The following is a 24,978-nucleotide window of genomic DNA, read 5'->3' on the forward strand; positions in this document are numbered from 1 at the left end:
CGGCCCCGACGCGCCCCGGTCGTTCAGCCGCCGGTGCCGTGGACCCGCAGCCGCGAACCGTCGCGTCCCTTGACGACCTCCAGCTGGGTGTGGACGCGGCGCCGCAGGTCGGCGACGTGGCTGACGATGCCGACGCTGCGGTCCCGCTCCCGCAGCGAGTCCAGCACGTCCAGCACGTCGTCCAGGGTCTGGTCGTCCAGGCTGCCGAACCCCTCGTCGATGAAGAGGGTGTCCAGCCGCACCCCGCCCGCCTCGTCGGTGACCACGTCCGCGAGGCCGAGGGCGAGGGCGAGCGAGGCGAAGAAGGTCTCACCGCCGGAGAGGGTGGCGGTGTCCCGCTCGCGGCCCGTCCAGGCGTCCACGACGCGCAGCCCGAGCCCGGACCGGCCGCGTCCGGAGCGGTCGGCGGTGTGGACCAGGGTGTAGCGGCCGCCGGACATGCGGTGCAGGCGCACCGTGGCGGCCGCCGCCACCTGTTCGAGCCGGGCGGCCAGCACGTACGACTCCAGCCGCATCCGGCGCTCGTTCTCCACCGAGGTCCCGGCGGCGAGTGAGGCCAGCCGCGCCACCCGGTCGTACTCCTCGCGCAGCGGGCCGAGGCGGCGGGCCTCGGCGGTGGCCTGCCGGGAGAGGGTGTCGAGCGCGGCGCCGTCCCGGGCGGCCGCCTCCTCGGCGGCGGCCGCGGCGCGCAGGCGCAGGTCGCCGCGGCGGGCACGGTCGTCGGCGGCGTCCGGGCCGGCGGGCTCTCGCCGCGCGGCGTCGGCGGTGGCGGGGTCGGCGAGGGCGGAGCGCACCTCGGCCTCCTCCAGCTGGCGGGCATCGATGAGGTGCTGGAGCTGCCGGTGGCCCGCGTCGTCCAGGACGGCGGCGGCCGCCTGCTCCGGCGTGTCGAAGCCGGCCCGGTAGGCGGCGTCGGCGAGGCGCGCGTCGGCGTCCTTGAGCCGGGCGGCGCTCTCCTCGGCGGCGCGGGCGGCATCGGCGGCCTCGGTGAGCAGCGTGGCCCGCTCCTCCAGCTGGCGGGCGCGCTCGGCGACACCGGAGGCGCCGCCCCGGGCCTGCTCCAGCTCCTCCGCGAGGGCGTCCTGTTCGCGCACCAGGCTGTCGCGGAGGGTGGCGCGGGCGGCGGCCCGGCGCTCGGCCGCGTGGCGGTCGGCGAGACGGCGCTCGTGTTCCTGCTCGGCGGCGTCGAGCCCGCGCCGGACGGCGTGCAGCCTCTCGGCGGCCGCCCGCGCCTCGTCGTGCTCGGCGGTCAGCCGCCGGGTCTCGGCCTCGAGCCCGGCGACGTCGGCGGTGGTGGCGGCGGCCGTCGCGGCGGCCAACTCCTCCCGTACGGCGGCCAGGGCGCGTTCGGCGTCGACGCGGTCGGCGTCGCGCCGGCGGTGGACGGCGAGCGCCGCGTCCTCGGCACGCTGGTCGACGTGGCCCTCGGCGCGGGTGGCGGGGCGCGGGTGGCCGGTGGCTCCGCAGACCTCGCAGGGTTCGCCGTCGGTGAGACGTTCGGCGAGTTCGGCGGCGATGTGGGCGAGGCGGGTCTCCTTCAGCGCCAGCCAGTGCCGCTGGGCGGCGGCGGCCGTCTCGGCGGCGGTGAGCGCGGCGGCGCGGGCCCGGTCGGCGTCGGCGGTGAGCGCGTCACGGCGGCGGGCGGCGGCGAGGCGGTCGCGGGCGGGGCCGAGGAGGGCGGCGAGGCGGTCGGCGCGGGTGGCGGCGTCGCGCGCCTCGGTCTCCTCGCGCTGGAGTGCGGCGCGGGTGGTCTCCCAGCGGCCGAGCCAGTCGGCGGTCTCGGCCAGCAGCGCCTCGTCGGCCTGCTCGTCCTGGTCGACGCCGGCCAGTTCCCCGGCCAGCTCGGCGTGGCGGCGCTCGGCCCGGTGGGCGGCGGCCAGGGCCCCGACCTCCTCGACGGCCGCGCGGGCCAGGGCGGCCAACTGCTGGGCGGAGGCGGTGCGTTCGGCGGGGAGGGCGGCGCGGGCCCGCTCCTCGGCGCGGCGGGTGCGGGCGTGCGCCTGGTCGGCGGCGGTCCTGAGGTCGAGGGCTCCTTCGACGGCGGCGGCCTTGCGGGCCCGGGCGAGCCGGGTGACGTGCTCCTCGTGTTCGCCGGCGGTGGCCTCCAGGCGGGCCTGGCGCCGGTGGAGCTGCTCGGCGTGCCGCTGGAGCCGGTGGAGTTCGCGGGCCTCGTCCAGGGCGCGGCGGGCGGCGGCCTGCTCCTCCTCGGCCGCGGCGAGGGCGAGCCGGGCCACGGTGCGGCGTTCGCGCAGGGTGCTCCGGGCGTTGGCGGCCCAGCCGAGCACCGCGGCGGCGAGACCGGGTTCGCCCGGTTCCGCCTCGGGGGCGGGGACGCCGGTCTCCTCGCCTGCGACCTGCCGCATCCGCTGGAGGGCGGCGAGCAGCACCCGGTCGGCCTCCTGGACGCGGTCGGCCGCGGCTCGGCGCAGTTCGGCGAGGTGGTGTTCGACGGCGGCGAACCGGCGGGTGTCGAAGAGGCGGCCCAGCAGCCGTCCCCGGGCCTCGGCGTCGGCGCGCAGGAACCGGGCGAAGTCCCCCTGGGGCAACAGGACGACCTGGCAGAACTGCTCCTTGCTCATGCCGAGGAGCTGGGTGATCTCCTCGCCGGTCTCCTGGTGGGAGCGGCTGAGGTCGCGCCAGGCGCCGGTGGCCGGGTCGTACTCGCGAAGCCAGGTCTGCGCCTTGTCGAGCGTGGTGCCGGCGCCGCGCTTCTTGGGGCGCTCCCAGGCCGGCTGCCGGGTGACCTCCAGGCGGCGCCCGGCGACGGTCAGGTCGAGGACGACCTCGGCGCGGGCACGGGGGGCGGCGTGGTCGCTGCGCAGTCCGGTGCCCTGGGCGGCGGCGGTGCGCTCGCCGGGCAGGGAGCCGTAGAGGGCGTAGCAGACGGCGTCCAGGACGGAGGTCTTGCCCGCGCCGGTGGGGCCGTGGAGGAGGAAGAGCCCGGCGGCGCTGAGCGCGTCGAAGTCGACCTCGTGGGCGCCGCCGAAGGGGCCGAAGGCGGTGATGCGCAGCCGGTGCAGTCTCATCGGGCGACCTCGCCGAGGTGGTCGGCGGTGCGCACGGCGTCCAGGGCGTCGTGCAGCAGGGTGCGTTCGGCCTCGTCCGGTCCGGCGCCGCCGCGGACGTGGCCGACGAAGTCCTCGGTGATCTGCCGGTCGTCGCGGCCGCTGAGCCGCCGGGCGTAGGAGTCGAGGGGGTCCTCCCCGGTCCGCTCGGGCGCGAAGACGAGGCTGAGGGTGTGCGGGAACCGCTCCTGGAGCCGGGCCATCGGGTCGGCGGGCCGCACGGGGTCGGTGAGCGTCGCCTCGATCCAGGCGTCCTCGTGGGCGGTGTGGCGCTCGTCGGCGAGGAGTTCCTCCAGCGTGCCGCGGAGCCGGGCGAGGGGGCGCTCCACCGGGCAGTCGAGCCGCTCGGCGGCCACCTCGCCGCGGGCGTCCAGGTCGATCAGCCACATGCTCTTGCGGTGGTCGGCCTCGGAGAAGGAGTACGGGAGCGGGGACCCGGCGTAGCGGATGCGCGGGGTGAGGGTCTGGCAGCCGTGCAGGTGGCCGAGGGCGGCGTAGTCGACGCCGTCGAAGACGTCCAGGGGGACGGCGGCGACCCCGCCGACGGTGATGTCGCGCTCACTGTCGCTGGCGGCGGCGCCGGTCACGAAGGCGTGGGCGAGGACGACGGAGCGGGTGCCCGGGGCGCGGTCGGCGAGGTCGGCGCGGACCTGGTCCATGGCCGCGCGCAGCACCGCCTCGTGACCGGCCCGCTCCACGCCGAGAACGTCCTTGACCAGGGCCGGTTCGAGATAGGGCAGGCCGTAGAAGGCGACGTCGCCGTGGCGGTCGGCCAGCACGACGGGGTCGGCGCAGGCGGCGGGCGAGGTCCGCAGGTGGACCCCGGCGCGGCCGATGAGCCCGGCGCCGACGCCGAGGCGGCGGGCGGAGTCGTGGTTGCCGGAGATCATCACGGTGGGGATGCCCGCCTCGGCGAGCCGGTGGAGGGCGGTGTCGAAGAGTTCGACGGCGGCGAGCGGCGGGACCGCCCGGTCGTAGACGTCCCCCGCGACGACCACCACGTCGGCCTCCCGCTCGCGTGCGGTCTGCACGAGGTGGCCGATGAAGTCGGCCTGCGCGCCGAGCATGCTCACCCGGTGGAAGGACCGCCCGAGGTGCCAGTCGGAGGTGTGCAGAATTCTCACCGTACCGCTCCGACCTGCATGTTTCCCCTCATGCTGCCTCCTGTACCAGCACCGGCCCCGCCGCGTCGGCGCCGGTCGGCGTCCACGCCGAGCGGCGTGGCACCTCGTCCGTCACGGGCCTCAGTCTGTCACCCGCGTCCGGGGCGGGACGACGGCGGCCGTGCCGGGCGCCGGGGGCGCGGGGCCAGCCGGCCCCCGGCGCTCCGGGCGAAACACAGCTCCGGGTCGTCGACGCCGTCGGCGCGGAGGAGCCCCACGTCCGCGTGGTAGCTCATCGAGGTCAGCCAGGGCGTGCGGTCGCCCTGCCGGGGCAGCTGGTCGACCGCGCGCCGGATGTAGCCGACGCCGAAGTCGAGGAAGGGCCTGGTCGGCATCGCCGGGTCGGCCACCTCACGTCAGGGTCGTCCGCTCGCCGGTGCCGGGGTGCTCGACGCGCACCGTCCACCGTGCCCGCTCGGTCGGCCAGGACGCGGAGACCACCTTGTGGTGGTACCGCGTGTGGCGGTCCAGGCCGCTCTCGGTCGCGGTCTCCCGCAGGTAGGTGAGGATGCGCGGGGCCGTGGCGATCGCTTCCTCGTCCCGCCACGGCCTGAACGCGTAACCGAAGGTGTGCAGGTCCGAGTCGGACCGGACCCCCGGGTAGCGGAACAGGTCCCATGTGCCGCCGGAGGCGCCCCGGGCCTCCAGGATGGCGAAGCTCTTCGACGGCAGTCCGGTCTTCAGGTAGTGGCCTGCCCCGATGCCGGACACCCCGGCGCCGATGATCAGGACGTCGAGGTGTTCGGCCGGGGGCGGGGCTGAGGCGGCGGACACGGGTAGGGGCTCCTGTCGACGGCGGGACGTCCGACCATGGTCAGGCGCGGGCGGCCGGAGGTCCGGCCACGATGTCCAGTCCCGTTGCGGCGCAGGCGTCGCGGAGGGTCTCCAGGCCGAACGCCTCGACGGGGCCGACGACTCCGGCGGTGGAGATGGGGCGTGTGGCGAGGTGCTGGGCGGCCCAGGCCATGAGTTCGCCGGTGAGGGTGTAGGGGTCGGGCCCTTCGAGGTGGACCTCGGCCGCCGGCGGGTCGCCCGGGGTGCCGGTCGAGGCGACGGCGACGACGTTCGAGCGGATGCGGGCGCGCAGGGCGGCGTCGGGGCCGCCGGGCGGGCCGAGGAGCAGCGGGCGGGTCAGCGCGGCGGTCACCTTTCCGCCTCCCGGCAGGCGCACGGCGGTGTTGGCCAGGGCCGAGAAGAGGGAGACGGGGCGGCTGAGCGCGGGGAACCAGCCGTTGTACACGGTGATGTCCTCGAGGGCGGGGAAGGTCTCCGGCAGGAACAGCACCTCGGTGCCGGAGACGAGGAAGGCGGAGCTGCGGTGGCCGCGGACGGTGAACGGGCGGACGCGGGAGGCGGTGCGTTCGTCCCGCAGCCGGTGCCGGTGCCGGCGGGGCGAGGGCAGCGTCAGGCCGTCGCGCAGGGTGGCGCGGGTGCCCCGGCTGATGCCGCGCCGCAGCGGGCCGGCGGCGAAGTAGCCGATGTCCAGCGCGCGGACGGCGTCGCCGCCTCGGCGGGCGGCGAGGGCTCCGGCGAGGACGCCGGGGACGTAGTCGTAGCCGAAGGCGGGCAGCATCACCGCGCCGGCCTCGCGGGCTCGCCGGTGGTGCCGGTCGTACAGGGTGCGGACGAAGCCGACCTCGCCGGTGGAGTCGATGTAGTGGGCCCCGGCGTCGGCGGCGGCCTGGGCGACGGGGTACCCGAAGCGCTCGAACGGGCCGACCGTGGTGACCAGGACGTCGCCGGGCCGCAGGTGGTTCCGCAGCCCGGCGGGGTCGGCGGCGTCCACCACCAGGTGGTCGAGTCCGCCGTTCCGTGCGGCGAGCGCCTCCAGGGCGGCGGGGTCGCGTCCGGCCACGGTGGGTTCGGCACTCCGGCGGAGCAGGGCGTCGAGGACGAGTCCGCCCGTGTAGCCCGTGGCGCCGAGGAGGATGATGCGGCGGGACATCGGTTGGATGCTCCTTCAGGAGGGGGCGGCACCGCCGGGCGGTGCGTGTCGGTGCGGGACGCGGGGCTGTCCGGGGCGGAGGCGTCCGCCCGACGGCGGGGGCGGCCAGGGTGCGCCAGGGTGCGCCTCGGCCGTCACCTCCGACGCGTTCAGTCCGGTTCGGGCGCAGGGCGGGGCGGGGCGGGTTCGGCGAGGCCGGCGACCATGCGGGCGTAGGCGCCGGCGGCGCGCTCGTCGAGCTCTTCGACCGGGACGCCGGCGCCTCGGGCGTATGCCTCGCGGAAGATGGCGTAGCCCGTCTGCGCCGCGGCGGTCATGACATGGGCGGCCACCGCGTCCGCGTCCTGCGGGAGTGAGCCGTCGGCCCTGTCCCGCTCCAGGCTCTGCAGGGTCCGCCCGAAACGGGGGAACGGGGCGAAGGCGTCGTCGCCGTCGAGCGCCAGCAGGGTTTCGAGTTTGACCAGTTCGGGCTCGGCCAGGCGGTGGCGCAGCATGGCCGTGCGCCGCTCGGTGAACGGCAGTTCCCAGTGTTCGTCCCGGTCGGCCGCCTGACGCTCCACCAGGTCCGCTGCGGCGGCGCGAAGCAGGGCCTGGCGGGAGCCGAAGTACTGGTAGATCTGCCCGTGGTTGACCCCGGCCTCGGCGGCCACCTCGCGCAGGTTGAGACCCGCGAGGACTCCGTCCCGGGCGAGGAGCAGACGCGCGGCGGCCAGCAGGTCCGCCTCGGTCTCCTCGCGGCTGCGCCGTCGGCGGCGCGCCTTGCCGGTCTCGCTCATCCCTCTGCACCTCGTCCGTCTCGGGATCGGCTCTTCTCGTCGCAGGCCCTTGCCGTGCCGCGGGCTCCACCCTATGGTCCCGCTAACAACGTTTCGTTAATAACGAAACGTGAACAGCGCGCGAAGGGTTCCTCATGCCGACACTTCCACTGGCGGGCATACGTGTCCTCGACCTCTCCACCGTGCTCGCCGCGCCGGTCACGGCGACCTTCCTCGGAGGCTTCGGCGCCGAGGTCGTCAAGGTCGAGGACCCGGCCCGGGGCGACTTCACCCGGGGCACGGCGGACGGCGCCCGCTCCGCGTACTGGGCGCGGGAGGCCCGCAACAAGAAGTCGGTGACGCTGGATCTACGGACCGCGGCGGGGCAGCGGATCGTGCGGGAACTCGTCCCGCGCTTCGACGTGGTGATCACCACCTACCGCCCGCCCACCCTGGAGAAGTGGGGCCTCTCCCCGGACTCACTGAGCGCTCTCGCTCCGGACACGCGGCCAAGCGCCGACTGCCCCCGCTGCTGCTCTGCCTGACCATGCTCAACGGGATCATGTGCGGGCTGTTCTCCCCGAACGCGGTCTTCGGCGCGACCACCCCGCAGCTGATGGCCAAGGCGGGCATCCCCGTACCCGCGCACACCTCGCTCACGCTCTTCCTCGCCGCGACCGGTACCGGCCTCGTCCTGTGCTGCGCCGCGATGCTCGCTGCCCGGGGAGCGATCCGCGGAGCCCGTGGCGCCGACCTGGCGGGCCGCGGCGAGCCCGCCCCCGCCGACGGCCCCGGCGCCACGCCCGCGGGGGCACGGGGACGGCGGCGGCCGCGCCCAGCCGCCTGGCCCTGTGGAGTTCGGCCGCCGCGCTGGCCACGCTGGTCGGAGGCGGAGTGGTCTTCTCCCTCCACCTCGGCCTGCTCGGGCTGGCCCTCGCCTTCGCCCTCCAACTCCTGCTGCGCCTGGAGCCCTCGGCACTGGTCCACCGACTGCCGTGGGAGATCGTCCTGCTGATCGCGGGGCTGCTCACCTACGTGGGGCTCATGGAGCATCTCGGCGCCTTCGAGAGGATCACCGCCGCGCTGAGCGTCACCGGGTCCCCGGTTCTCTCGCTGCTCGCCATCTGCTTCCTCGCCGGGCTGATCTCCTTCTTCGCCTCCTCGATCGCCGTCATCGCCACCGCCGTGCCGCTCGTCGCCCCGCTGGTGGCCGCCGGGGTGTCACCCGTCGGCGCGATCACCGCCGTCGCGCTCTCCGCGGTCCTCGTCGACGTCAATCCGCTCGGCATCACCGGCGGGCTCCTCCTCGGGTCCGCCGCCCCCGAGCACCGCGACCGTCTCTTCCGTCAGCTCCTGGGGTACGGGGTGTGCGCGATCGTCCTCGGGCCGGCCCTGGCCTGGGCCGCCTTCGGATGGACCTTGTGACCGCCCAGGGAGGAACCATCAAGCCCTCGATGTTCGTGGTGCCGCTGCTGCCCCCCGTGGCCGGGCGCAGCGAACTCAACCCTTGCCCACCGCCCGGCACGGCAGCGGTACCCGGCGCCCCGGCGTGACCGCGAAGGCCGCGGCGTCACCCGGATGGCCCCGGCCGCCGTGGCGTGGGCGCCCGCCCGCTCCTCCCCCGCGTTGCGCGCCCCGCGCCCACTGCCCAGCCTGAAGCCATGGTCCCTTCGCACACCACCGGCCCCGGCAACACCGTCCTCGTGTACGGGGAGCCGGACCACCGGCACCGGCTCACCGTCTACCTCGACCTGCGCTGCCCGTACTGCAAGCGCATGGAGAACGGACTCGGCACGGTCATGACCGAGGCCGCCGACCAGGGGCGGCTCACCCTGCACTACCACTTCGCGACGATCATCGACGAAGGGGCCGGCGGCAGCGGATCGCTCACCGCGCTGAGCGCGCTCGGCGCCGCCGCCGACGAGGGGCAGCAGCGGTTCGCCCACTATCTGCGGGTGCTCTTCGCCGAGCAGCCGTCCGAGGAGGTGGACGCCTTCGCCGACACCGGCACCCTGCTCCGCCTCGCCGGGGAGGTCGAGGGGCTGCGCGGCCCGGAGTTCGACCAGAAGCTCCGTGAGGGCACGTACACGCCGTGGGCGCGGGAGGTCTCGGCGGCCTTCGAGGCCGGCGGGGTGCAGGGCACCCCGACGGTGCTGCTCGACGGCACCCCGCTGCCGGTGCTCAGCCCGATGGGGTACGCCGTCAGCCCGGAGGCGTTCCTCGCGGAGCTGCCGCGCGCCTGAGGAGCCGGGGTGGGCACGCGGTCAGGCGTCGCCGTACGCCTCGCCGCCCGGCCGGAACTCCGCCTCGCCGGCGGTGGCGTCCGCGAGCCAGCTCCGGAAGGCGTCCACGTCGGCGTCGGGGAGCCCGATGTCGAGGGTGACCCGTTCGCCGTAGTGGACGTCGTGGATGGTGCGGCCGGCGGAGCGCAGGTCGTTCTCGAGGCGCCCGGCGCGCTCGTGGCCGACGGTGACCGAGGCGAGCCGGAACCGGCGCCGGGTGCGGGTGCCGAGCGCGTCGAGGGCCTCGCCGACGCTGCCGCCGTAGGCCCGGATGAGGCCGCCCGCGCCGAGCTTCACCCCGCCGAAGTAGCGGGTGACGACGGCGACGGCGTACCGGATGTCGCGGCGGAGCAGCATCTGGAGCATGGGGACGCCCGCCGTGCCGCCGGGTTCTCCGTCGTCACCGGCCTTCTGCACGGAGGCGTCGGCGCCGATGACGTAGGCGAAGCAGTTGTGGCTGGCGTCGGTGTGCGCGCGGCGGACGCGGGCGATCACCGCCTGGGCCTCCTCCTCGGTGGCCGCCGGGGCCAGGGTGCACAGGAAACGCGAACGGTTGATCTCGGTCTCGTGCACGCCCTCGCGGGCCACGGTGCGGTACTCGTCCTGCATCCGGCCAGCCTATGCGGCACCGGACGCGGACCGCAGGGCGGGGAATGGCACCGCCCCGCGCGGGGTTGCCCGGACGGGCCGGGCGTCCGGCCCCCGCCGGTGGCGGCCGACGCGCGAGCGAGGAGATTCCCATGCCGGAGCTTTACGGAGACAGCGAGACGGTCCGCCGCATCCTGCGGGAGAGCGGCGACACCTGGGCGGTCGTCGGCCTCTCCGCCAACCAGGAGCGCGCCGCGTACGGGGTGGCCCGGGTGCTCCAGCGGTACGGCAAGCGGATCGTGCCGGTCCACCCGAAGGCGGAGACGGTCCACGGCGAGCAGGGCTACCCGACGCTGGACGCCGTGCCCTTCCCGGTCGACGTGGTCGACGTCTTCGTCAACTCCGCCCTCGCCGGGGACGTCGCCGACCAGGCCGTGGCGGTCGGGGCGAAGGCCGTCTGGTTCCAGCTCGGCGTCGTCGACGAGGCCGCCTGGGAGCGGACCCGGGCGGCGGGGCTGGACATGGTGATGGACCGCTGCCCGGCGATCGAGATCCCGGCGCTGGGCTGAGACGCGCGCGGGTGACGTTCCCTCAGCGGACGCCGGGGACCGACACCGCCATGGTGAAGTCCGCCGGGTCGCCGTGCTCGTTGCGGTAGGCGTGCGGGGCGTCGGCCGCGAAGACGGCGCTGGAGCCCGCCGCGACCTGGTGGGCCACGCCGTCGACGCTCAGGGTGAGGGTGCCGGCCGTGACGTGGAGGATCTCCCAGGTGCCTTGGGGGTGCGCGTCGGAGGCGTTCCCCTCGCCGGGCATGAGCCGCCACTCCCAGAGTTCGAGGGGGCCGGGCGCCTCGGTCCCGGCGAGGAGCCGGCCGTGGCTGCCGCCGTCGGTGTCCCAGACGGTCGCGGTCGCCTCGGGGGCCACGACGCGGACGCGCGGCCCGCGTTCGTAGTCGAGGAGGCTGGTGACGCTCACGCCGAGGGCGTCGCCGATCTTGACGACGGTGGCGATGCTGGGGTTGGTGCGGGCCTGCTCGATCTGGATGAGCATGCCCCGGCTCACGCCGGAGCGGGTGGCGAGCGCGTCCAGGGTGAAGCCGCGCTCGGCCCGCCAGTACCTGACGTTGCGCGCGAGCGACTGGGTCAGCAGATCGAGATCCGACACATTCCGTCCAGGGAGAGGCGAGACGACTGACGAGGCGGGGCGGGCCGGACACGCACGGCGGGCAGTCAATCTACTGCACCGCCCGCCCTCCTCCCGGGGGCCGCCTTACGGCCCACGAGGGGCGCACGGATTCCAGCCCTGCCTGCTTTTGAGGCCCCCTCCAGCCCGGCCGGCGCTTGAGGCCATCCTGAACCCGCGGAGCCCCCCGAAGCCCAGCCGAACCAACCCAGCCCGGCCGGCTCCAGGCCACCCTTCCCAGCCCGGTCGGCACTTCAGGCCACCCCGGAAGCAGCACGAGCGGCGGCGCCTCAGCCGCCGCTCTGCCCCTCCCAGGCGGCCAGCGCCCGCAACTGAGCGGGAGTCACGTCGTCCGGGAGGGGCTCGGGCGCCGGGGTCCGCAGCGGCGGCTGCCACCCCTCGTCCTCGCTCCAGCGGCGGACGACCCGGGCCGGGGTGCCCGCGACCACGCAGTGGTCCGGCACCGTCCCGCGCACCACGGAACCGGCGCCGACGACGACGTTCCGGCCGATCCGGGCGCCGGGCAGGATCACGGCGCCGGTCCCTATCCAGCAGCCGGGGCCTATCGACACCGGGTCCGTACGGGGCCACTGCCGGCCGATGGGCTCGTGCGGGTCGTCGTAGCTGTGGTTGGTGGAGGTCACGTAGACGTACGGGCCGAAGTAGCAGTTGTCGCCGATGGTGACGGTGGTGTCGGCGATGACGTGGCTGCCCCGGCCGAGGACGACGCCGTCGCCGATGTGCAGGATCGGGTCGGGGCCGAGGTCGAGGTCGGGCATGAGCCCGGCGGTGAGGGTGACCTGCTCGGCGATGATGCAGAAGGCGCCGACCCGGATCCAGGGTTCGCCGAAGATGGTGCCCTGCGGGTAGGCGATGCGGGTGCCGTCCCCGAGCGCGCCGAACCGCAGCCGCCCGGGGTGCTCGGCGGTGACCGTGCCCGCCTGCCGCACCCAGCGGCGGCCGGTCTGCACGGCGGCGTGCGCGAGGCGGGCGCCGCCGCGGGCGAGGCCACGGGTGAGTGGGGTCAGGGGGTTCTTCGGCACCCGGTAACCGTACTCACCGGTAGGGCCGTCGGGGACCCGCCCGGACCTGTGATCTTCACCCCAGCCGCGCCTCCCCTGGGGAGGGCGTCACTCCCCGGTGACGGCCTTCCCGTGGGCCTCGGCGAGGGCGCGGTAGCCCTCGGCGTTGAAGCGGATGCCCTCGCGCTCCTCCTCGGTCAGTTCGCGGCGGACCTTGGCGGGGACCCCGGCGACCAGCGAGCCCGGCGGCACCCGCATCCCCTGGGGGACCAGGGCCTGGGCGGCGATGAGCGAGCCGGCGCCGATGTGGGCGCCGTTGAGCACGGTGGCGCCCATGCCGACGAGGACGTCGTCCTCGATGACGCAGCCGTGCAGCACGGCGTTGTGGCCGACGGAGACACCGGTGCCGATGGTGACGGTGAAGCCGGGATCGACGTGGACGGTGGCGTTGTCCTGGATGTTGCTCCCGGCGCCCAGCCGGATGGGGCCGCAGTCGGCGCGCAGCACGGCGTTGTACCAGAGGCTGGAGCCCTCGGCCATGGCGACGTCTCCGATGATCGCGGAGCCCGGGGCCGTGAACGCGCCCGCATCGAGCTGCGGCTCCTTGCCGCCGATCGCGAGGACCGTGGTCCCGTTCGTCATGCCGCCTCCTGCCTCCGTGCCGCTCGGCGCGTGGCCGCGCCGCAAGCACCGTACGCGACGGGCCGGGCGGGGGCCTGCCCGCTGCGGCGAAGATCACAGCGGGCGGCGCAGGGCCGCCGGGGCGGTGTCAGTCGGCGGCCAGCGCCGGGGACTCGGGGAGGGCGGCGGACGCCTTCTGGGCGCGGCGCTTGAGGACGAGAGTGGTGGTGACCCCGATGACGACGGCGAGGACCAGGCCCAGCCAGGAGAAGCGCTTGAGCCACGCCTCGGCGACGATCCCCAGCGAGTAGATGACGGCGGTGGTGCCGCCCGCCCAGACGATGCCGCCGGTGACGTTGGCGATCAGGAACTTCCAGTACGGCATGCGCAGGACACCGGCGAGCGGCCCGGCGAAGATCCGCAGCAGGGCGACGAAGCGGCCGAAGAAGACGGCCCACATGCCCCACTTCTGGAAGGAGCGTTCGGCCAGGGCGATGTTGGCCTCGCCGAAGTGGCGGGGGAATTTGCGGCCGAGCCGGGCCAGCAGCGGGCGGCCGCCCTTGCGGCCGATGGCGTAGCCGACCGAGTCGCCGATGATCGCGCCCGCGGAGGCGCAGGCGCCGAGGACGTACGGGTTGATGTCGCCGTGCTGCGAGGCGAGCAGGGCTGAGGAGACCAGGACGATCTCGCCGGGGAGCGGGATGCCGAGACTCTCCAGGCCGATCACCACGCCGACGAGGGCGTAGACGCTGACGGCCGGGACGGTCTCCAGCCACTCCTGCACGTGCACAGTCGGTTCCTCCCGCATCGCGCCCGGACCCGCGGATTCCGGGTACGGACGCGCGCAGCCTACTGGACCGCGGCGGGGCCGGGTCGCGGGGGCGGTCCGGACGTCGCGGCCGGTGGGAGGGGTGCCGGCCGCTCCCCTGCGCCGGGCGAGCGGAGTCGGCGCGGGCGGGGGCGGTCAGCCGTTGGGGCGCAGGGTCCAGACCACCGTCATCTCGCCGGTGACGGCGCCGTCCTCGCGGGTGATCTCGACGTGGACGGGGAACTCCGGGCGCTGTCCCGCGTCGAGTTCGGCGACGACCTCGGCGGCCGGGCGGCCGAGGACGGCGGTCGCGGTGACCGGGCCGAGGGCGAGCTTGCGGTAGCGGATGTCGGCGCTGGCGGCGAGCGGCACGGCGCGGGTCAGCTGGTCCCCGAAGGCGGCGAGGACGATGGCGCCGCTGGCCGACTCGGCGAGGGTGAACATGGCTCCGGCGTGCGGGCCGCCGACGTGGTTGTGGTAGTCGGCCTGGTCGGGGAGATGGGCCACGGCCCGCTCCGAAGTGACCTCGCCGAAGGTGAGGTTGAGGGTCCGCACCATGGGGACCGTGGCGGCGAGCATCTCGCCGATGGACATCTGCTCTGCGCTCATGGACCGGATGTTACCCACGAGTAGCGACGGTTGGCCATCCTTGCCCGTCCACCCGTCCACCCGTTCGAACCTCGGGACGGGACCGGCACCTCCCGGCGCGGACACTTCGGTGAGGGTCCCGGTGACGGTCGTGACCGAGTCGGGACAGGACGGGCGTGGCAGCGGTGGCCCGGCGGCCTCTATGGTTACTGGCCATGTGGCCAGGACAGCAGCCGCCCGGGGGCGAGCAGAACCCGCAGGACCAGAACCAGAATCCGCATGCGGGAGGAACACCTCAGCAGGGCCAGAACCCGCCCGTGCCGGGCGCGCCCCAGCCGGGGCCGAACCCGTACCAGCAGCCGGGGTACCAGCAGCCGAACCCCTATCAGCAGCCGGGGTACCAGCAGACGCCGTACCCGCCGCAGCACGGGCAGCCGGGCCAGCCCGGCCAGTGGGGCGCGCCGACGGTCCCGATGGGCGCGTCCAAGCCGCCCGGGGACGACCGTAAGAAGACGACCGTGATCGCCGTCGTCGCGGCGGCGGCGGTCGTGGTGGTGTCGGCCGTCACCGGTTTCCTGGTCTTCGGCGGGGACGACGGCAAGAACGACACCGCCGACGGCAAGCCCACCCCGGCCGCGTCCGCCGAGAAGTCGGACGAACCGGCCGAGCAGGAGCCGAGCGGCAAGCCGGAGAACCCGCGCGACGGCAGCAACGGCGAGAAGGCCGTCATCGCCGGATGGAAGCCCGTCGTCAACCCGCGCTTCGGCACCGTCTTCGACGTGCCCGGGGAGTGGGAGCTGCGCTCCATCGACACCAGCATCGGCTTCGAGTGGGAGGAGAAGGGCAAGAAGGACCGCACCTCGGTCACCGCGCCCGCCGAACTCAAGCCGAAGTGGTGCTCCGACGACCCGGACAAGGACGGCACCACGAGCGACACCTCGCTCGCCACCGCCGGCACCCGGGGCGAGAACGGCGCCAAGGACGCCGACGAGGCCGCCTACACCCGCGTGCCCTGGTGGGTGTACGGCGGCTACACGCAGCCCGACAAGAAGAGCATCAGCTACACCAAGCCCAAGCCGTACACCTCCAAGTCCGGGCTGAAGGGCAGCATCACCACCGCGCAGTCGAAGAACACGCCGCAGAACGGCAAGTGCGACAGCGACGGCAAGGCCATCACCTTCGCCTTCAAGAACGGCGCCGGCGACTTCGTGACCTGGAACCTCTACGGCGCCAAGGGCGTCAAGGACGAGGTTCCCGAGGAGACGGTCCAGAAGATCCTGAGCACCGTCCGGCTCACCAAGGACGACCCGACGGGCTGAGGCCCGCGGCCCTACGGCGTACCTGAGCGGCGGGCCCGGCCCCGCCGCTCAGCTGCGCCCGCCGGGATAACCGTTTGGCCACGGCGGCGCCCACCAGGCACAGTCTTCCGGTGAGCACCGCACCCCCCACCCCCTCGCGCCGGCCGGCCGCGCGCCTTCTGCCCCGTATGCCCGACTGGGCGAGCCGCAACTTCACGCTGCTGACCTCGGCCGCCTTCATCACCTCGCTGGGCAGCCACGGCGCGCTGATCGCCGCCGCCTTCGCGGTGCTGGAGCACGGCGGCGACGCGGGGGACGTGGGCCTGGTGGCGGCCGCCCGGACCGTCCCGCTGATCCTCTTCCTGCTGGTGGGCGGCGCGGTCGCGGACCGGCTGCCGCGGCACCGGGTGATGGTCGTCGCCAACCTCCTCAACTGCCTCTCGCAGGCCGCCTTCGCCGTGCTGGTCCTCGCCGGTTCGCCGCTGCTGTGGCAGATGATGCTGCTCGCCGCGCTCGGCGGCACCGGGCAGGCGTTCTTCTCCCCGGCCGCCGAGGGCATGCTGATGGCCACCGTCGACCGGAAGAACGCCTCGAAGGCGTTCGCGGTGTTCCGGGTGACGATGAACGGCGCCACCATCGGCGGGGCCGCGCTCGGCGGCGCCATGGTCGCGGTGATCGGCCCCGGCTGGGTCCTCGCGGTGGACGCCGCCGCCTTCGCCGTCTCCGCCGGGCTGCGCGCCCTGCTCGACGTGAGCGGTGTGCCGAGCCGGGAGGGCGGCGGTCACCTCCTCCACGATCTGCGGGACGGGTGGCGCGAGGCGCTGGCACGGCCGTGGTTCTGGAGCATCGTCGCCCAGTTCTCCGTGGTGGTCGCCGTGGTCGGCGCCGCCGAATCGGTGTACGGGCCGCTGGTCGCCCGGGATCATCTCGGCGGACCCGCGCCCTGGGGGTTCGCCCTCGCCGCCTTCGGGGTGGGCACCGTGGCGGGGGCGGTGGTGATGATGCGCTGGCGGCCGAAACGGCCGCTGCTGGCCGGGACCCTCTCCGTCTTCACGCTGGCGCTGCCCTCGGCGGCGCTGGCGGTGCCGCTCCCGGTGCTGGGGCTGGCGGGCGTGATGTTCTTCAGCGGCCTGGCGATCGAGGTGTTCGGCGTCGCCTGGATCACCACGATGCACCAGGAGATCCCGGAGGAGAAGTTCTCCCGGATGTCCGCCTACGACTGGCTGGGCTCGATCGGCATGGTCCCGCTGGCCACCGCACTCGCGGGCCCCGCCGAGTCGGCCTTCGGCCGCGGCAACGCGCTGTGGGGCGGGGCCGTGCTCATCGTGCTGGTCACGGCCGCCGTGCTCTTCGTACCGGAGGTGCGCACGATGACGCACCGCCCGCCGGAGGCGGAGGCCGAGGGCGCGGACGGAAGGGCCGGCGAGGAACCGCCCGCCGGGGAGGAGCCGGGCCTGCAGGCCAAGCCGGTGCCGGCGGTCGACACCGTGTCGGGGCCCGGCGCCGGGGCGGTCGTGGCGGCGGCCACCTCCGTGCCGGCCCCGGTGCCCGAGCCCGGCTCAGACGCCGCCGACGCGGAAGGCGCCGCCCGGCGGGACGGGTGAGCCCACCGCCTCGTCCTCGTCGACGGGGCGTGCCGGACCGGTGAACCGGCGCAGTTCGTCGCCGTCCACCACCCGGGCGGGGAACGGGTCGGCCGCCGTCCTGCGGGCCAGCTCCGCCGTCCCCAGGGGCTGGTCGGAGGCGACGAGGACGGCGTTGCCGAAGCGCCGCCCGCGCAGCACCCCGGGTTCGGCGACCAGCGCCAGGTGGGCGAAGGCGGCCCCGAAGGTGGCCAGTTGCGAGCGCAGGAAGGCGAACGGCGCGCCGTCGGCCAGGTTGGCGGCGAACACCCCGCCGGGCCGCAGCAGCCGGGCCACGTCCCGGGCGCACCCGAGGGTGGTCAGCTCCGCCGGGACCCGGGAGCCGCCGAAGACGTCGCCGACGACGGCGTCCGCACTGCCGCCGGGCGCCTCGGCCAGCCAGCGGCGGGCGTCGGCACCGTGCACGGTGATGCCCGAGGCGTCGCCGCCGTAGGGCAGGTGCTCGCGGACCAGGTGGATCAGCCCCCGGTCGTACTCCACCACCTGCTGGCGGACACCGGGGCGGACGGCGGCCATCCGGCGGGGCAGGGTCAGCGCGCCGCCACCGAGGTGGACGAGGTCGCGGGCGCCGGGCGCCACCGTGTCCAGGACATGGGCGATCCGGCACTGGTACTCGAACTCCAGGTACGCGGGGTCGTCGAGGTCCACGTAGGACTGCGGCGCGTCGTCGACCGTCAGCAGCCAGGCGCGGGGGCGGTCGACGTCGGGAAGGAGGCGGGCGGTGCCGCCGTCGACGGCGCGGATCACGGGGAGGGAGTCGTTCACTGCGGCATTGTGCCCTGCCGGCCGGTGCGTGTGTCATCCGGCGGCCGCCGCAACAGCCCCGGAACGGTGCGGAGTCGGGACGTCGGGCGGTCGCGCCGGGGCCCGTGCGCGGCTGCCCCGGACTCGTACGTACGGGTCCGGGGCAGCCTGGGAGAGTCGCACTCCTGGCGTCCGCCGCCCCGGCCCGTGCGTACGGGCCGACGGCGAAGCCGAGGCCGGGCTCCAGCGGTACCTCGCGGCCCAGCTCGACCGTCAGGGTGACGGTCTCCCCCGGCCGGGGGACGCCCGCCCCGCCGAGATCGATGTCCCCGGCGACGTCGGCCGTACGCAGGGAGAACTGCGGGCGGTAGCCGGTGGCGACCGGGGTGCCCCGGCCGCCCTCGCGGCCGCTCTGAGGGCGTCGAGCCAATTACATCCGGCCCTCGGCACCCGGCGGGCGGACGAAGGGATTCCGCACGTCTCGCGCCCCACCTCGCAACCCGGGCAGCCCCCGTACCGGAGTGACGCATCCCGTAGGGCGATCACCCCGTTCTGTCGGTTAGGCTCCCCGAATGTCACCCCCCACCACCACGCCGGTGGCCCCCGCCCGCCCCGCAGCCACCGCCGCGGCGCGCTGCGCGCGGCTGCTGTTGTCGCCGTGGTCCCGGCTCTCCCTGCTGGTCCTGGTGCTGGTCTCGGCCGGAGCCGCGGTGCTGGTCCTCGAACCGCAGCACCTGCTCACCACGGGGATCCCGGCGGCGGTCGGCACCGGACTGGCGGCCCTGCTCTTCGCCGCCGGGTACGGGGCGTGCACCGCGGCGTTCGTGCCCCGGCCGCTGCTGAACCTGGCGGCGGGCGCCCTGTTCGGCTCCGCCAGCGGCCTGGTCGCGGCGGTCGCGGGGACCGTCGTCGGCGCGGGCATCGCCTTCGGGCTCGGGCGGCTGCTGGGGCAGGAGGCGCTGCGTCCGCTGCTGCGCGGCCGGTGGCTGAAGGCGGCCGACGGGCAGTTGAGCAGGCACGGCTTCCGCTCGATGCTGGCGGTGCGGCTCTTCCCCGGCGTCCCGTTCGCCGCGGCCAACTACTGCGCGGCTGTCTCCCGGATCGGCTGGACTCCGTTCCTGCTGGCCACGGCGGTGGGCTCGGTGCCGAACACCGCGGCGTACGTGCTCGCCGGGTCGACGGCCGCCTCGCCGACCTCCCCGGTCTTCCTCGCCTCGGCGGGGTTCATCGCCCTCTCCGCGGTGGCCGCCTCGGTCGTCGCCTGGCGCAAACGGCACCGGCTGCGCGGGGACTGACCCGGCCGGACGGCGGCCTGGCTCGATCTTCCCGGCGGGCCGGGACGGGAGCCGGGCGGCCGGGTTGGATGGGCCGTATGGATGACCTGGTGACGGACGACAACCGGCGGCCCGACTCCGCCGACCGGCGGCTGATGGCGGTCAACGAGGCGAACTGGGACGCCCGGACCCCCGTCCACACGGCCAGCGCCTTCTACGGCCTGGCCGACGAGGCGCAGGCCCTCGACCCGGCGCGCTGGTTCGCCCCCTACGAGTGGGAGGACCTCGGGGAGCTGACCGGGCGGGAACTGGCGCACCTCCAGTGCCATCTGGGCACCGAGACGCTGGTGCTGGCGGGCCAGGGGGCCCGCGCGACCGGGCTGGACCTCTCCGGCGCCTCGGTGGCGGCGGCGCGGGAGCTGGCGGCACGGCAGCCCGCGGGGCCGATGGCCGAGACCCGTTACGTTCAGGCCAATGTCTACGACGCCGTCGAGGCGCTCGGCGCGGCCCGGTTCGACGTGGTGTACACGGGCAAGGGCGCGCTGTGCTACCTGCCCGACCTGGGCCGCTGGGCGGCGGTCGTGGCCGGGCTGCTGCGGCCCGGCGGGATGCTCTACCTCGCCGAGTTCCACCCGCTGCTCAACTCCCTGGGCCCGACCCCGACCGGTGAGACGGACACCCCGCTGGCGCTGCGCCACGACTACCTCGCCGGGCGGGGCGCGATCCGCCGGGACGCCACGTACACCTACACCGACGGGCCGGCGGTCCAGGGGGCGACCGAGAGCGTCGAGTGGATGCACGGGCTGGGTGAGGTGGTGACCGCGCTGGTCGGCGCCGGGCTGGTGGTGGAGCTGCTGCGGGAGGACGAGGAGCTGCCGTTCCCGCGCTGGCCGGAGATGGTGCGGACAAAGTCGGGGCGGTGGCGGCTGCCCGACGCGTCGCCCCGGATCCCGCTGCTGTTCGCCCTGCGGGCGCGGCGCCCGGTGGCGTAGTCGGCGCACGTCCGCCCCCGCCCGCGCGCGGGCGGCCCCCAACTGCCGGATTCAACAGGGCGGTTCGGGTCACAAGGCAGCTATGCCGTCCAAGGACGCACGACCCCCGAAGGGCGCCGCCGGCAAGGTGGCGCCGGAGTACGACGCCGACCACCACGACCCGCCGCGTGCGGAGACGGGCGTCCGGGAGCGCCGACGAGCACCGTGGTGGGTGAAGGCGCTGGCGTTCTTCACCGGACTCCTCCTCCTGCTGCTGGCGGTCACCAGGCTGGACCTGGTGCCCGGTCTCGACGACGTGTTCGGCAGCGAGACCAAGGACCGCACCGGCCCTGCGGTGCTCAAGTCGATCCGGGACATGAGCAGCTACCAGGCCGCGTCGGGGAGCTTCCAGGTGGTGGTGGACCTGGAGAAGGACACCAAGTACGTGCCCGACGCCATCCAGGGCACCCGGACCCTCTTCGTCGGCGCGGGCACCGTCGGCGCCTCCGTCGACCTCGGCGGGATCGGGGACGACGCGGTGCGGGTGAACGAGGAGCGGACCCGGGCGGAGATCCGGCTGCCGCACGCGAAGCTCGGCGAACCCGCCCTCGACGCGGACCGCAGCTACACCGTCTCCAAGCAGCGCGGCCTCCTCGACCGGCTGGGCGACTTCATCTCGGACAACCCCGGCAGCGAACAGGCCGTCAACAAGCTGGCCGTCCGCCACATCGGCGACGCCGCCGAGGAGAGCGGCCTGGTGGCCCGCGCCGAACGCAACACCACGAGCATGCTGGAGGGCCTGCTGACCTCGCTGGGCTTCGAGGAGGTCACGGTCGTCTACGGCGACAAGTAGGCCGTACGGCGCCGGGCGGGGCGGTGCCGGACGAAGCGGAAGTGGCGCGCCGACGGCCGGGGAAGGCGACCCGGACCTGTCGGCGCGTCACTTTGCGTACACCTTCTGGCCCACGACCCGCCCGGGCGGAGGTCGCTCCTCGGCCACCTGGCGGCGTTACGCTGCCCGGGCCGGGGGCGCGATCCGGGGCATTCCGCACCTTTCGTACCGCCCGGCAGCGCCTGACGCCTCGTCGGGCGCCGCGACCGGCCCGGCCACGGGCCCGCGTCCCGGCGTCCGGCAGGCCCGGGCGGCCCTGCCCGCACCGCGACGGCGCCCGGAAGCACCGGCCGCCGCGCACGACGCTCCCCGGACGGCCTGCCTTCCATGTCCTGGTTCGAATCCTTCATCCTCGGGCTGGTCCAAGGACTCACCGAGTTCCTGCCGATCTCCTCCAGCGCCCACCTGCGGCTGACCGCGGCCTTCGCGGGGTGGCACGACCCGGGCGCGGCATTCACCGCGATCACCCAGATCGGCACCGAGGCGGCCGTCCTCATCTACTTCCGCAAGGACATCGCGGCGATCGTCGGCGCCTGGTGCCGCTCGGTCGCCGCGCTGGTCCGCCGGGACGGCTCGATGCGCGGGAACCACGACGCCCAGCTCGGCTGGCTGGTGATCCTCGGCTCGATCCCGATCGGCGTGCTCGGGGTGACGCTCAAGGACCAGATCGAGGGCCCCTTCCGCGACCTGCGGCTGATCGCGACCACCCTCATCGTGATGGGCCTGGTGCTGGGCTTCGCCGACCGGCTGGCGGCCCGCGCCGAGACCGGCGGACGGCACCGGGCGGGCGGCGGCAAGACCCTTCGCGACCTGGGCGTCCGCGACGGCCTGATCTACGGCTGCTGCCAGGCGCTGGCCCTGGTCCCCGGTGTCTCCCGCTCCGGCGCCACCATCAGCGGTGGTCTGCTGATGGGCTACACCCGCGAGGCGGCCGCCCGGTACTCGTTCCTGCTGGCGGTCCCCGCCGTCCTCGCCTCCGGCTTCTACGAGCTGCGCGAGGCGGGCGAGGGGCACGTCGCGTGGGGCCAGACGGTCTTCGCCACCCTGATCGCCTTCGCCGTGGGGTACGCGGTGATCGCCTGGTTCATGCGGTTCATCACCACGCGCAGCTTCATGCCGTTCGTCTACTACCGGGTGGTGCTGGGCGTGCTGATCCTCGCCCTGGTGGCCACCGGTGCGCTGAGCCCGCACGCGGGCGAGTCTGCGGGCTGAGCGGTGCCCGGTGGCCCAGAATGGCCGCCGGACACCGCGACCGGGAGGACGACGCCTTGAGCAGCCGGCCATCCGACTCCACCGCGCCGGGCGGCGAGCACGAAGGCGAGGGCGAGCCGGGGGCCGCGGACACGGTCCCGGCCGCCTCCCGGTTCACCCCCGTCCCACCTGCCGACACGGGCGCCGCGACGGTCACCCAGGAGGTCGAGGAGGACGTCGCGGGGACCGAGGCCGACGAACGGCAACTCCCGCTGGGCCACGCGGAACCCCCGCTGGAGCGCGAGGAGGCCGACGACGACGGGCCCGGCGCCGGCCTCCCGGCCGACCTGGCGCCGGAGGACGAGGAGGCGGCGGCCGGGCCCGAGTGGTGAGCCACTCTCCGGCCACCACCCTTTTGGTGCGTTTTATTCGCTTATCGGATGGGGTGCTGTCACACTCGCAGACGGGAGTGGGCTCGCCCGGCTCGACCGGTGCGGCCTCCTGGAGCGCCCGCCCGCGCGGCGGGGCCCTCCCGACCGCATACGGTGAGGCAGCGAGTACGACATGATCCAGACACCGCACGGGGGGACCCGATGACCACGGCCGGCACCTCACGCATGGAGATCACCGGCAACGCCCAGACCGGCGCGCCCTGCTGGGCCACCCTGCTGACCCACGACATCGCCGCCGCCCGCGAGTTCTACGGGCAGGTGCTGGGCTGGGAGTTCGGGCCCTCCCCGATGGGCGACGACTGGTCCTCGGCGACCGCCGACGGCATCCCCGTCGCCAGCCTCGGCGCGGCCGACCCGTCGCTGCCGGTCGCCGTGGACTGGACGGCGTACTTCGCGGTGGCCGACTCGAACGAGGCGGCCGGCCGGGTCCGGGAGCGCGGCGGCACGGTGGCCATCGGCCCCGTCGACACCCCGTCCGGGCGCGCGACCCTGGCCGCCGACCCGACAGGACCGACCTTCGGCCTTTGGGAGGGCCGGATGGTCGACGACTGGCAGCACTGGCGGCTGCACCGCCCGTGGTGGCTGGTCCTGGAGAGCGCCGACCCGTTCGCCGCCGCCATCTTCTACGGCGCCGTGCTGGACTGGGAGTACCGCGAGGGCGAGGACGCCGTGGGGTACGAGGACGACGAGATCGTGCTGCGCGACCACGGCCACGTCGCGGCCCGGCTCCGCGCCCGCGACCCGCGCAACCCCGAGCTGCACCCGCGCTGGAACCTGATCTTCCCGGTCCCCGACGTGGCCGAGGCGGCGCGCAGGGCGGTCGCCCTCGGTGCCGTGCGGCTGGCGGAGACCACGCCGGTCGCCGACGAGGGCGCCGTCCTGCGCGACCCGGACGGCGCGGTCTTCTCGCTGGCACCGGAGGCCGCGGGCCTCTGACACCAGGCCTCAGCCCTCCGCGACCACCCGGACGGTCACCAGTCCCGGGTCCGCCGCGTCCGGCACCACCATGCCCGCGTCGACCCCGGTCCGCAGGTAGCGCAGCACCTCGGCGCCCAGCCGCTCCCCCGGCAGCGCCGCGGGGATGCCCGGCGGGTACGGCGTGAGCATCTCGGCGGCCACCCGCCCCTCGGCCTCGCGCCAGCCGACGTCCTCCACAGCGCCGAAGAACGCGTCCCTGGGGAGCATGACCTGCTCCAGCCGCAGGCCGTCCGGGCCGGGCACCTCCACCGGGCGGTCGCGCGGCAGCCCGTCCGCCCCGGCGGCGATGTGGCGCACCCCGGCCACCAGCGCGTCGGCGCTCGCCTCGTCGTCGGCGTGGGTGAGCTGGGCGTTGATCCTGCGGTGGTCCCCGAAGTGCAGGGAGAGGCCCCGGGCGCGGAGCGCGTCCACGACGCGGTAGCCACTGACGCCGAGCCCCGACACGTCGATGATCAGCTGGAGCGGGTCGAGGTCCACGGCGCGCCCGGGCCCGCAGAAGTCCTCGCGCCCGTGCACGTGCAAGCCGTCGATCGCCTCCAGCCGCGCCCGCACCGAGGAGGCCAGTTCCAGCGCGTCGTCGTAGAGGGCCCGGCCGTGCTGGACCATCTGGCGGCGCCAGCCGTCGAGGGCGGCGTAGAGGAGGACCGAGGAGCTGGTGGTGCCGAGGAGGTCCTCGCGGCTGCGCAGGACCGCCGGGTCGACCAGATCGCCCTGGAGGTGGAAGACGGAGCCCTGCTCCAGTCCCGAGCCCATCTTGTGGACCGAGGTGACGCAGACGTCGGCGCCCGCGTCCATCGCCCAGGCCGGCAGGTCCGGGTGGAAGGGCAGGTGGGCGCCCCACGCCTCGTCCACGACGAGGGGGACACCGTGCGTGTGGCACACCTCGGCGATGGCGGCGAGGTCGGAGCAGGTGCCGTAGGGCGTCGGTGTGGTGACCAGGGCGCCGCGCGCCTCCGGGTGGCGGGCGAAGGCGTTCGCGTAGGCGGCGGCGGACGGCGGGTGGGCCAGGTGCAGGTCCGGGTCCCACTGCGGGTCGACCCAGACGGGGCGGATACCGGCGAGCACCAGGCCGGAGACGACCGACTTGTGGGCGTCGCGGCCGACCAGCAGTTCCTCGTGCGGCCCGGCGACGGAGAGCATCGCGGCCTTGACGGAGAGAGAGCTGCCGCAGGTGGAGAAGAAGGTGTGCTCGGCCCCCACCGCGTCGGCCATGAGCTCCTGGGCGCGCTGGAGGACCCGCCGGGAGGAGGTGCGGTCGTCCAAGCCGTTCATGGCCAGCAGGTCGCCGCGGAAGACGGCGTCGCCGAGGAGGTCGCGCACCCGGGGGTCGGCGCCGCGGCCCTGTTTGTGGCCGGGCGGGGCGAAGGGGAGCTGCCGCTGGGCGTGGTAGGCGGCGAGGGCGTCGAGTACGGGTACCTGCTCGTGGTCCATGGAGCGCGGATTCCCGGAACAGGGCCTGGGGAAAACCGTCCGCGCGCCGGTGAGGGCCGGACGGGTCAACGAGGCGGGTGCCCGC

General features: G+C 75.1%; 26 protein-coding genes and 1 pseudogene. 12 read left to right on the forward strand and 15 right to left on the reverse strand.

The genetic code is table 11. From position 1 onward, the window contains the following. Nucleotides 1-23 precede the first annotated feature (23 nt). The 6 genes from ACFWMZ_RS02305 to ACFWMZ_RS02330 all read right to left on the reverse strand — a co-directional run bounded on the left by ACFWMZ_RS02305 (nt 24) and on the right by ACFWMZ_RS02330 (nt 6,949). The gene (locus tag ACFWMZ_RS02305; RefSeq protein ID WP_383199176.1) at nt 24-3,026 is read right to left on the reverse strand and encodes an AAA family ATPase; all 3,003 of its coding nucleotides are present in this window, start codon (nt 3,024-3,026) and stop codon (nt 24-26) included. Further along, complete coding sequence (locus tag ACFWMZ_RS02310) at nt 3,023-4,189, reverse strand: exonuclease SbcCD subunit D (RefSeq protein ID WP_383199178.1); 1,167 nt, start codon at nt 4,187-4,189, stop codon at nt 3,023-3,025. Before ACFWMZ_RS02310 ends, ACFWMZ_RS02305 begins: the two co-directional genes overlap by 4 nt. A gap of 128 nt (nt 4,190-4,317) precedes the next feature. Beyond that, nucleotides 4,318-4,563, reverse strand: coding sequence for a hypothetical protein (locus tag ACFWMZ_RS02315; RefSeq protein ID WP_383199180.1), 246 nt, complete (start codon nt 4,561-4,563; stop codon nt 4,318-4,320). 16 nt (nt 4,564-4,579) lie between these two features. Continuing rightward, nucleotides 4,580-5,002, reverse strand: coding sequence for an NAD(P)-binding protein (locus ACFWMZ_RS02320; RefSeq protein WP_383199182.1), 423 nt, complete (start codon nt 5,000-5,002; stop codon nt 4,580-4,582). A gap of 40 nt (nt 5,003-5,042) precedes the next feature. Continuing rightward, nucleotides 5,043-6,173, reverse strand: coding sequence for a saccharopine dehydrogenase family protein (locus tag ACFWMZ_RS02325; RefSeq protein ID WP_383199184.1), 1,131 nt, complete (start codon nt 6,171-6,173; stop codon nt 5,043-5,045). Nucleotides 6,174-6,322: 149 nt separating this feature from the next. After that, nucleotides 6,323-6,949, reverse strand: coding sequence for a TetR family transcriptional regulator (locus tag ACFWMZ_RS02330; RefSeq protein ID WP_383199186.1), 627 nt, complete (start codon nt 6,947-6,949; stop codon nt 6,323-6,325). A 134-nt stretch (nt 6,950-7,083) separates the two neighbouring features. Here ACFWMZ_RS02330 and ACFWMZ_RS02335 point away from each other — a divergent pair, with 134 nt between their 5' ends. The 3 genes from ACFWMZ_RS02335 (at nt 7,084) to ACFWMZ_RS02345 (ending at nt 9,171) form a co-directional block, all read left to right on the forward strand. After that, the gene (locus tag ACFWMZ_RS02335) at nt 7,084-7,473 is read left to right on the forward strand and encodes a CoA transferase (RefSeq protein WP_383199188.1); all 390 of its coding nucleotides are present in this window, start codon (nt 7,084-7,086) and stop codon (nt 7,471-7,473) included. A 151-nt stretch (nt 7,474-7,624) separates the two neighbouring features. Beyond that, nucleotides 7,625-8,353 (forward strand): SLC13 family permease, encoded by a 729-nt coding sequence (locus ACFWMZ_RS02340; protein ID WP_383199190.1) that lies wholly within the window; start codon nt 7,625-7,627, stop codon nt 8,351-8,353. A 236-nt stretch (nt 8,354-8,589) separates the two neighbouring features. Next, entirely contained in the window at nt 8,590-9,171 is a 582-nt protein-coding gene (locus tag ACFWMZ_RS02345; protein ID WP_383170691.1) for a DsbA family protein, read from the forward strand. A gap of 21 nt (nt 9,172-9,192) precedes the next feature. Here ACFWMZ_RS02345 and ACFWMZ_RS02350 read toward each other — a convergent pair whose 3' ends face one another. Continuing rightward, complete coding sequence (locus ACFWMZ_RS02350) at nt 9,193-9,819, reverse strand: YigZ family protein (RefSeq protein WP_383199192.1); 627 nt, start codon at nt 9,817-9,819, stop codon at nt 9,193-9,195. Between the two features lie 131 nt (nt 9,820-9,950). Here ACFWMZ_RS02350 and ACFWMZ_RS02355 point away from each other — a divergent pair, with 131 nt between their 5' ends. Then, complete coding sequence (locus ACFWMZ_RS02355; RefSeq protein WP_383170685.1) at nt 9,951-10,367, forward strand: CoA-binding protein; 417 nt, start codon at nt 9,951-9,953, stop codon at nt 10,365-10,367. Nucleotides 10,368-10,389: 22 nt separating this feature from the next. On the opposite strand, the gene ACFWMZ_RS02360 is transcribed toward ACFWMZ_RS02355, so the two are convergent. From ACFWMZ_RS02360 to ACFWMZ_RS02380, 5 genes are all read right to left on the reverse strand, one after another. Beyond that, nucleotides 10,390-10,962 carry a helix-turn-helix domain-containing protein gene (locus tag ACFWMZ_RS02360; RefSeq protein ID WP_383170681.1) on the reverse strand — a complete coding sequence of 191 codons (573 nt, stop codon included), beginning with the start codon at nt 10,960-10,962 and terminating at the stop codon, nt 10,390-10,392. 308 nt (nt 10,963-11,270) lie between these two features. Next, entirely contained in the window at nt 11,271-12,023 is a 753-nt protein-coding gene (locus ACFWMZ_RS02365; RefSeq protein WP_383170678.1) for an acyltransferase, read from the reverse strand. Between the two features lie 87 nt (nt 12,024-12,110). Then, on the reverse strand, nt 12,111-12,644 hold the full coding sequence (locus tag ACFWMZ_RS02370) for a gamma carbonic anhydrase family protein (protein WP_383170677.1): 534 nt from the start codon (nt 12,642-12,644) through the stop codon (nt 12,111-12,113). A gap of 127 nt (nt 12,645-12,771) precedes the next feature. Further along, a complete protein-coding gene (locus ACFWMZ_RS02375; RefSeq protein WP_383170674.1) occupies nt 12,772-13,413 on the reverse strand; it encodes a DedA family protein in 642 nt (213 codons plus the stop codon). 174 nt (nt 13,414-13,587) lie between these two features. After that, nucleotides 13,588-14,025, reverse strand: a complete 438-nt coding sequence (locus ACFWMZ_RS02380) for a DUF4442 domain-containing protein (protein WP_383171113.1) — start codon at nt 14,023-14,025, stop codon at nt 13,588-13,590. 209 nt (nt 14,026-14,234) lie between these two features. On the opposite strand from ACFWMZ_RS02380, the gene ACFWMZ_RS02385 reads away from it, so the two are divergent. Both ACFWMZ_RS02385 and ACFWMZ_RS02390 read left to right on the forward strand, forming a co-directional pair. After that, on the forward strand, nt 14,235-15,338 hold the full coding sequence (locus ACFWMZ_RS02385; protein ID WP_383199194.1) for a hypothetical protein: 1,104 nt from the start codon (nt 14,235-14,237) through the stop codon (nt 15,336-15,338). A 110-nt stretch (nt 15,339-15,448) separates the two neighbouring features. After that, nucleotides 15,449-16,921 carry an MFS transporter gene (locus tag ACFWMZ_RS02390; protein ID WP_383199196.1) on the forward strand — a complete coding sequence of 491 codons (1,473 nt, stop codon included), beginning with the start codon at nt 15,449-15,451 and terminating at the stop codon, nt 16,919-16,921. Here ACFWMZ_RS02390 and ACFWMZ_RS02395 read toward each other — a convergent pair. Beyond that, nucleotides 16,877-17,725: a spermidine synthase gene (locus ACFWMZ_RS02395; RefSeq protein ID WP_383170665.1), complete on the reverse strand. Its 849-nt coding sequence runs from the start codon at nt 17,723-17,725 to the stop codon at nt 16,877-16,879. The genes ACFWMZ_RS02390 and ACFWMZ_RS02395 overlap by 45 nt on opposite strands. A gap of 199 nt (nt 17,726-17,924) precedes the next feature. Then, nucleotides 17,925-18,116 (reverse strand): annotated as a pseudogene (locus tag ACFWMZ_RS02400) (elongation factor Tu); the annotation flags it as partial. Between the two features lie 160 nt (nt 18,117-18,276). Between ACFWMZ_RS02400 and ACFWMZ_RS02405 the strand changes: the two are divergent. The 6 genes from ACFWMZ_RS02405 to ACFWMZ_RS02430 all read left to right on the forward strand — a co-directional run bounded on the left by ACFWMZ_RS02405 (nt 18,277) and on the right by ACFWMZ_RS02430 (nt 23,420). Beyond that, nucleotides 18,277-18,999 (forward strand): TVP38/TMEM64 family protein, encoded by a 723-nt coding sequence (locus ACFWMZ_RS02405; protein ID WP_383170663.1) that lies wholly within the window; start codon nt 18,277-18,279, stop codon nt 18,997-18,999. A gap of 77 nt (nt 19,000-19,076) precedes the next feature. Beyond that, the gene (locus tag ACFWMZ_RS02410; protein WP_383199198.1) at nt 19,077-19,970 is read left to right on the forward strand and encodes a class I SAM-dependent methyltransferase; all 894 of its coding nucleotides are present in this window, start codon (nt 19,077-19,079) and stop codon (nt 19,968-19,970) included. 82 nt (nt 19,971-20,052) lie between these two features. Further along, the gene (locus tag ACFWMZ_RS02415; protein WP_383199200.1) at nt 20,053-20,802 is read left to right on the forward strand and encodes a DUF4230 domain-containing protein; all 750 of its coding nucleotides are present in this window, start codon (nt 20,053-20,055) and stop codon (nt 20,800-20,802) included. A gap of 366 nt (nt 20,803-21,168) precedes the next feature. Continuing rightward, complete coding sequence (locus ACFWMZ_RS02420; protein ID WP_383170654.1) at nt 21,169-22,053, forward strand: undecaprenyl-diphosphate phosphatase; 885 nt, start codon at nt 21,169-21,171, stop codon at nt 22,051-22,053. Between the two features lie 56 nt (nt 22,054-22,109). Beyond that, nucleotides 22,110-22,424, forward strand: a complete 315-nt coding sequence (locus ACFWMZ_RS02425) for a hypothetical protein (protein WP_383199202.1) — start codon at nt 22,110-22,112, stop codon at nt 22,422-22,424. Nucleotides 22,425-22,625: 201 nt separating this feature from the next. Beyond that, on the forward strand, nt 22,626-23,420 hold the full coding sequence (locus ACFWMZ_RS02430; RefSeq protein WP_383170650.1) for a VOC family protein: 795 nt from the start codon (nt 22,626-22,628) through the stop codon (nt 23,418-23,420). Nucleotides 23,421-23,429: 9 nt separating this feature from the next. Here ACFWMZ_RS02430 and ACFWMZ_RS02435 read toward each other — a convergent pair whose 3' ends face one another. Further along, nucleotides 23,430-24,893 carry an aminotransferase class I/II-fold pyridoxal phosphate-dependent enzyme gene (locus ACFWMZ_RS02435; RefSeq protein WP_383199204.1) on the reverse strand — a complete coding sequence of 488 codons (1,464 nt, stop codon included), beginning with the start codon at nt 24,891-24,893 and terminating at the stop codon, nt 23,430-23,432. Nucleotides 24,894-24,978: the final 85 nt, after the last annotated feature.

The organism is Streptomyces sp. NPDC058373, from assembly GCF_042723275.1.
In the GTDB taxonomy this organism is placed as follows: domain Bacteria; phylum Actinomycetota; class Actinomycetes; order Streptomycetales; family Streptomycetaceae; genus Streptomyces.

What these genes read in the sequence shown, in the direction of transcription:
- ACFWMZ_RS02435 (WP_383199204.1), bottom strand. Translation starts at nt 24,893, where the DNA reads ATGGACCACGAGCAGGTACCCGTACTCGACGCCCTCGCCGCCTACCAC.
- ACFWMZ_RS02415 (WP_383199200.1), top strand. Translation starts at nt 20,053, where the DNA reads ATGCCGTCCAAGGACGCACGACCCCCGAAGGGCGCCGCCGGCAAGGTG.
- ACFWMZ_RS02380 (WP_383171113.1), bottom strand. Translation starts at nt 14,025, where the DNA reads ATGTCCATCGGCGAGATGCTCGCCGCCACGGTCCCCATGGTGCGGACC.
- ACFWMZ_RS02330 (WP_383199186.1), bottom strand. Translation starts at nt 6,949, where the DNA reads ATGAGCGAGACCGGCAAGGCGCGCCGCCGACGGCGCAGCCGCGAGGAG.
- ACFWMZ_RS02325 (WP_383199184.1), bottom strand. Translation starts at nt 6,173, where the DNA reads ATGTCCCGCCGCATCATCCTCCTCGGCGCCACGGGCTACACGGGCGGA.
- ACFWMZ_RS02355 (WP_383170685.1), top strand. Translation starts at nt 9,951, where the DNA reads ATGCCGGAGCTTTACGGAGACAGCGAGACGGTCCGCCGCATCCTGCGG.
- ACFWMZ_RS02315 (WP_383199180.1), bottom strand. Translation starts at nt 4,563, where the DNA reads ATGCCGACCAGGCCCTTCCTCGACTTCGGCGTCGGCTACATCCGGCGC.
- ACFWMZ_RS02345 (WP_383170691.1), top strand. Translation starts at nt 8,590, where the DNA reads ATGGTCCCTTCGCACACCACCGGCCCCGGCAACACCGTCCTCGTGTAC.
- ACFWMZ_RS02430 (WP_383170650.1), top strand. Translation starts at nt 22,626, where the DNA reads ATGACCACGGCCGGCACCTCACGCATGGAGATCACCGGCAACGCCCAG.
- ACFWMZ_RS02385 (WP_383199194.1), top strand. Translation starts at nt 14,235, where the DNA reads ATGTGGCCAGGACAGCAGCCGCCCGGGGGCGAGCAGAACCCGCAGGAC.
- ACFWMZ_RS02370 (WP_383170677.1), bottom strand. Translation starts at nt 12,644, where the DNA reads ATGACGAACGGGACCACGGTCCTCGCGATCGGCGGCAAGGAGCCGCAG.
- ACFWMZ_RS02350 (WP_383199192.1), bottom strand. Translation starts at nt 9,819, where the DNA reads ATGCAGGACGAGTACCGCACCGTGGCCCGCGAGGGCGTGCACGAGACC.
- ACFWMZ_RS02405 (WP_383170663.1), top strand. Translation starts at nt 18,277, where the DNA reads ATGTCACCCCCCACCACCACGCCGGTGGCCCCCGCCCGCCCCGCAGCC.
- ACFWMZ_RS02335 (WP_383199188.1), top strand. Translation starts at nt 7,084, where the DNA reads ATGCCGACACTTCCACTGGCGGGCATACGTGTCCTCGACCTCTCCACC.
- ACFWMZ_RS02420 (WP_383170654.1), top strand. Translation starts at nt 21,169, where the DNA reads ATGTCCTGGTTCGAATCCTTCATCCTCGGGCTGGTCCAAGGACTCACC.
- ACFWMZ_RS02305 (WP_383199176.1), bottom strand. Translation starts at nt 3,026, where the DNA reads ATGAGACTGCACCGGCTGCGCATCACCGCCTTCGGCCCCTTCGGCGGC.
- ACFWMZ_RS02410 (WP_383199198.1), top strand. Translation starts at nt 19,077, where the DNA reads ATGGATGACCTGGTGACGGACGACAACCGGCGGCCCGACTCCGCCGAC.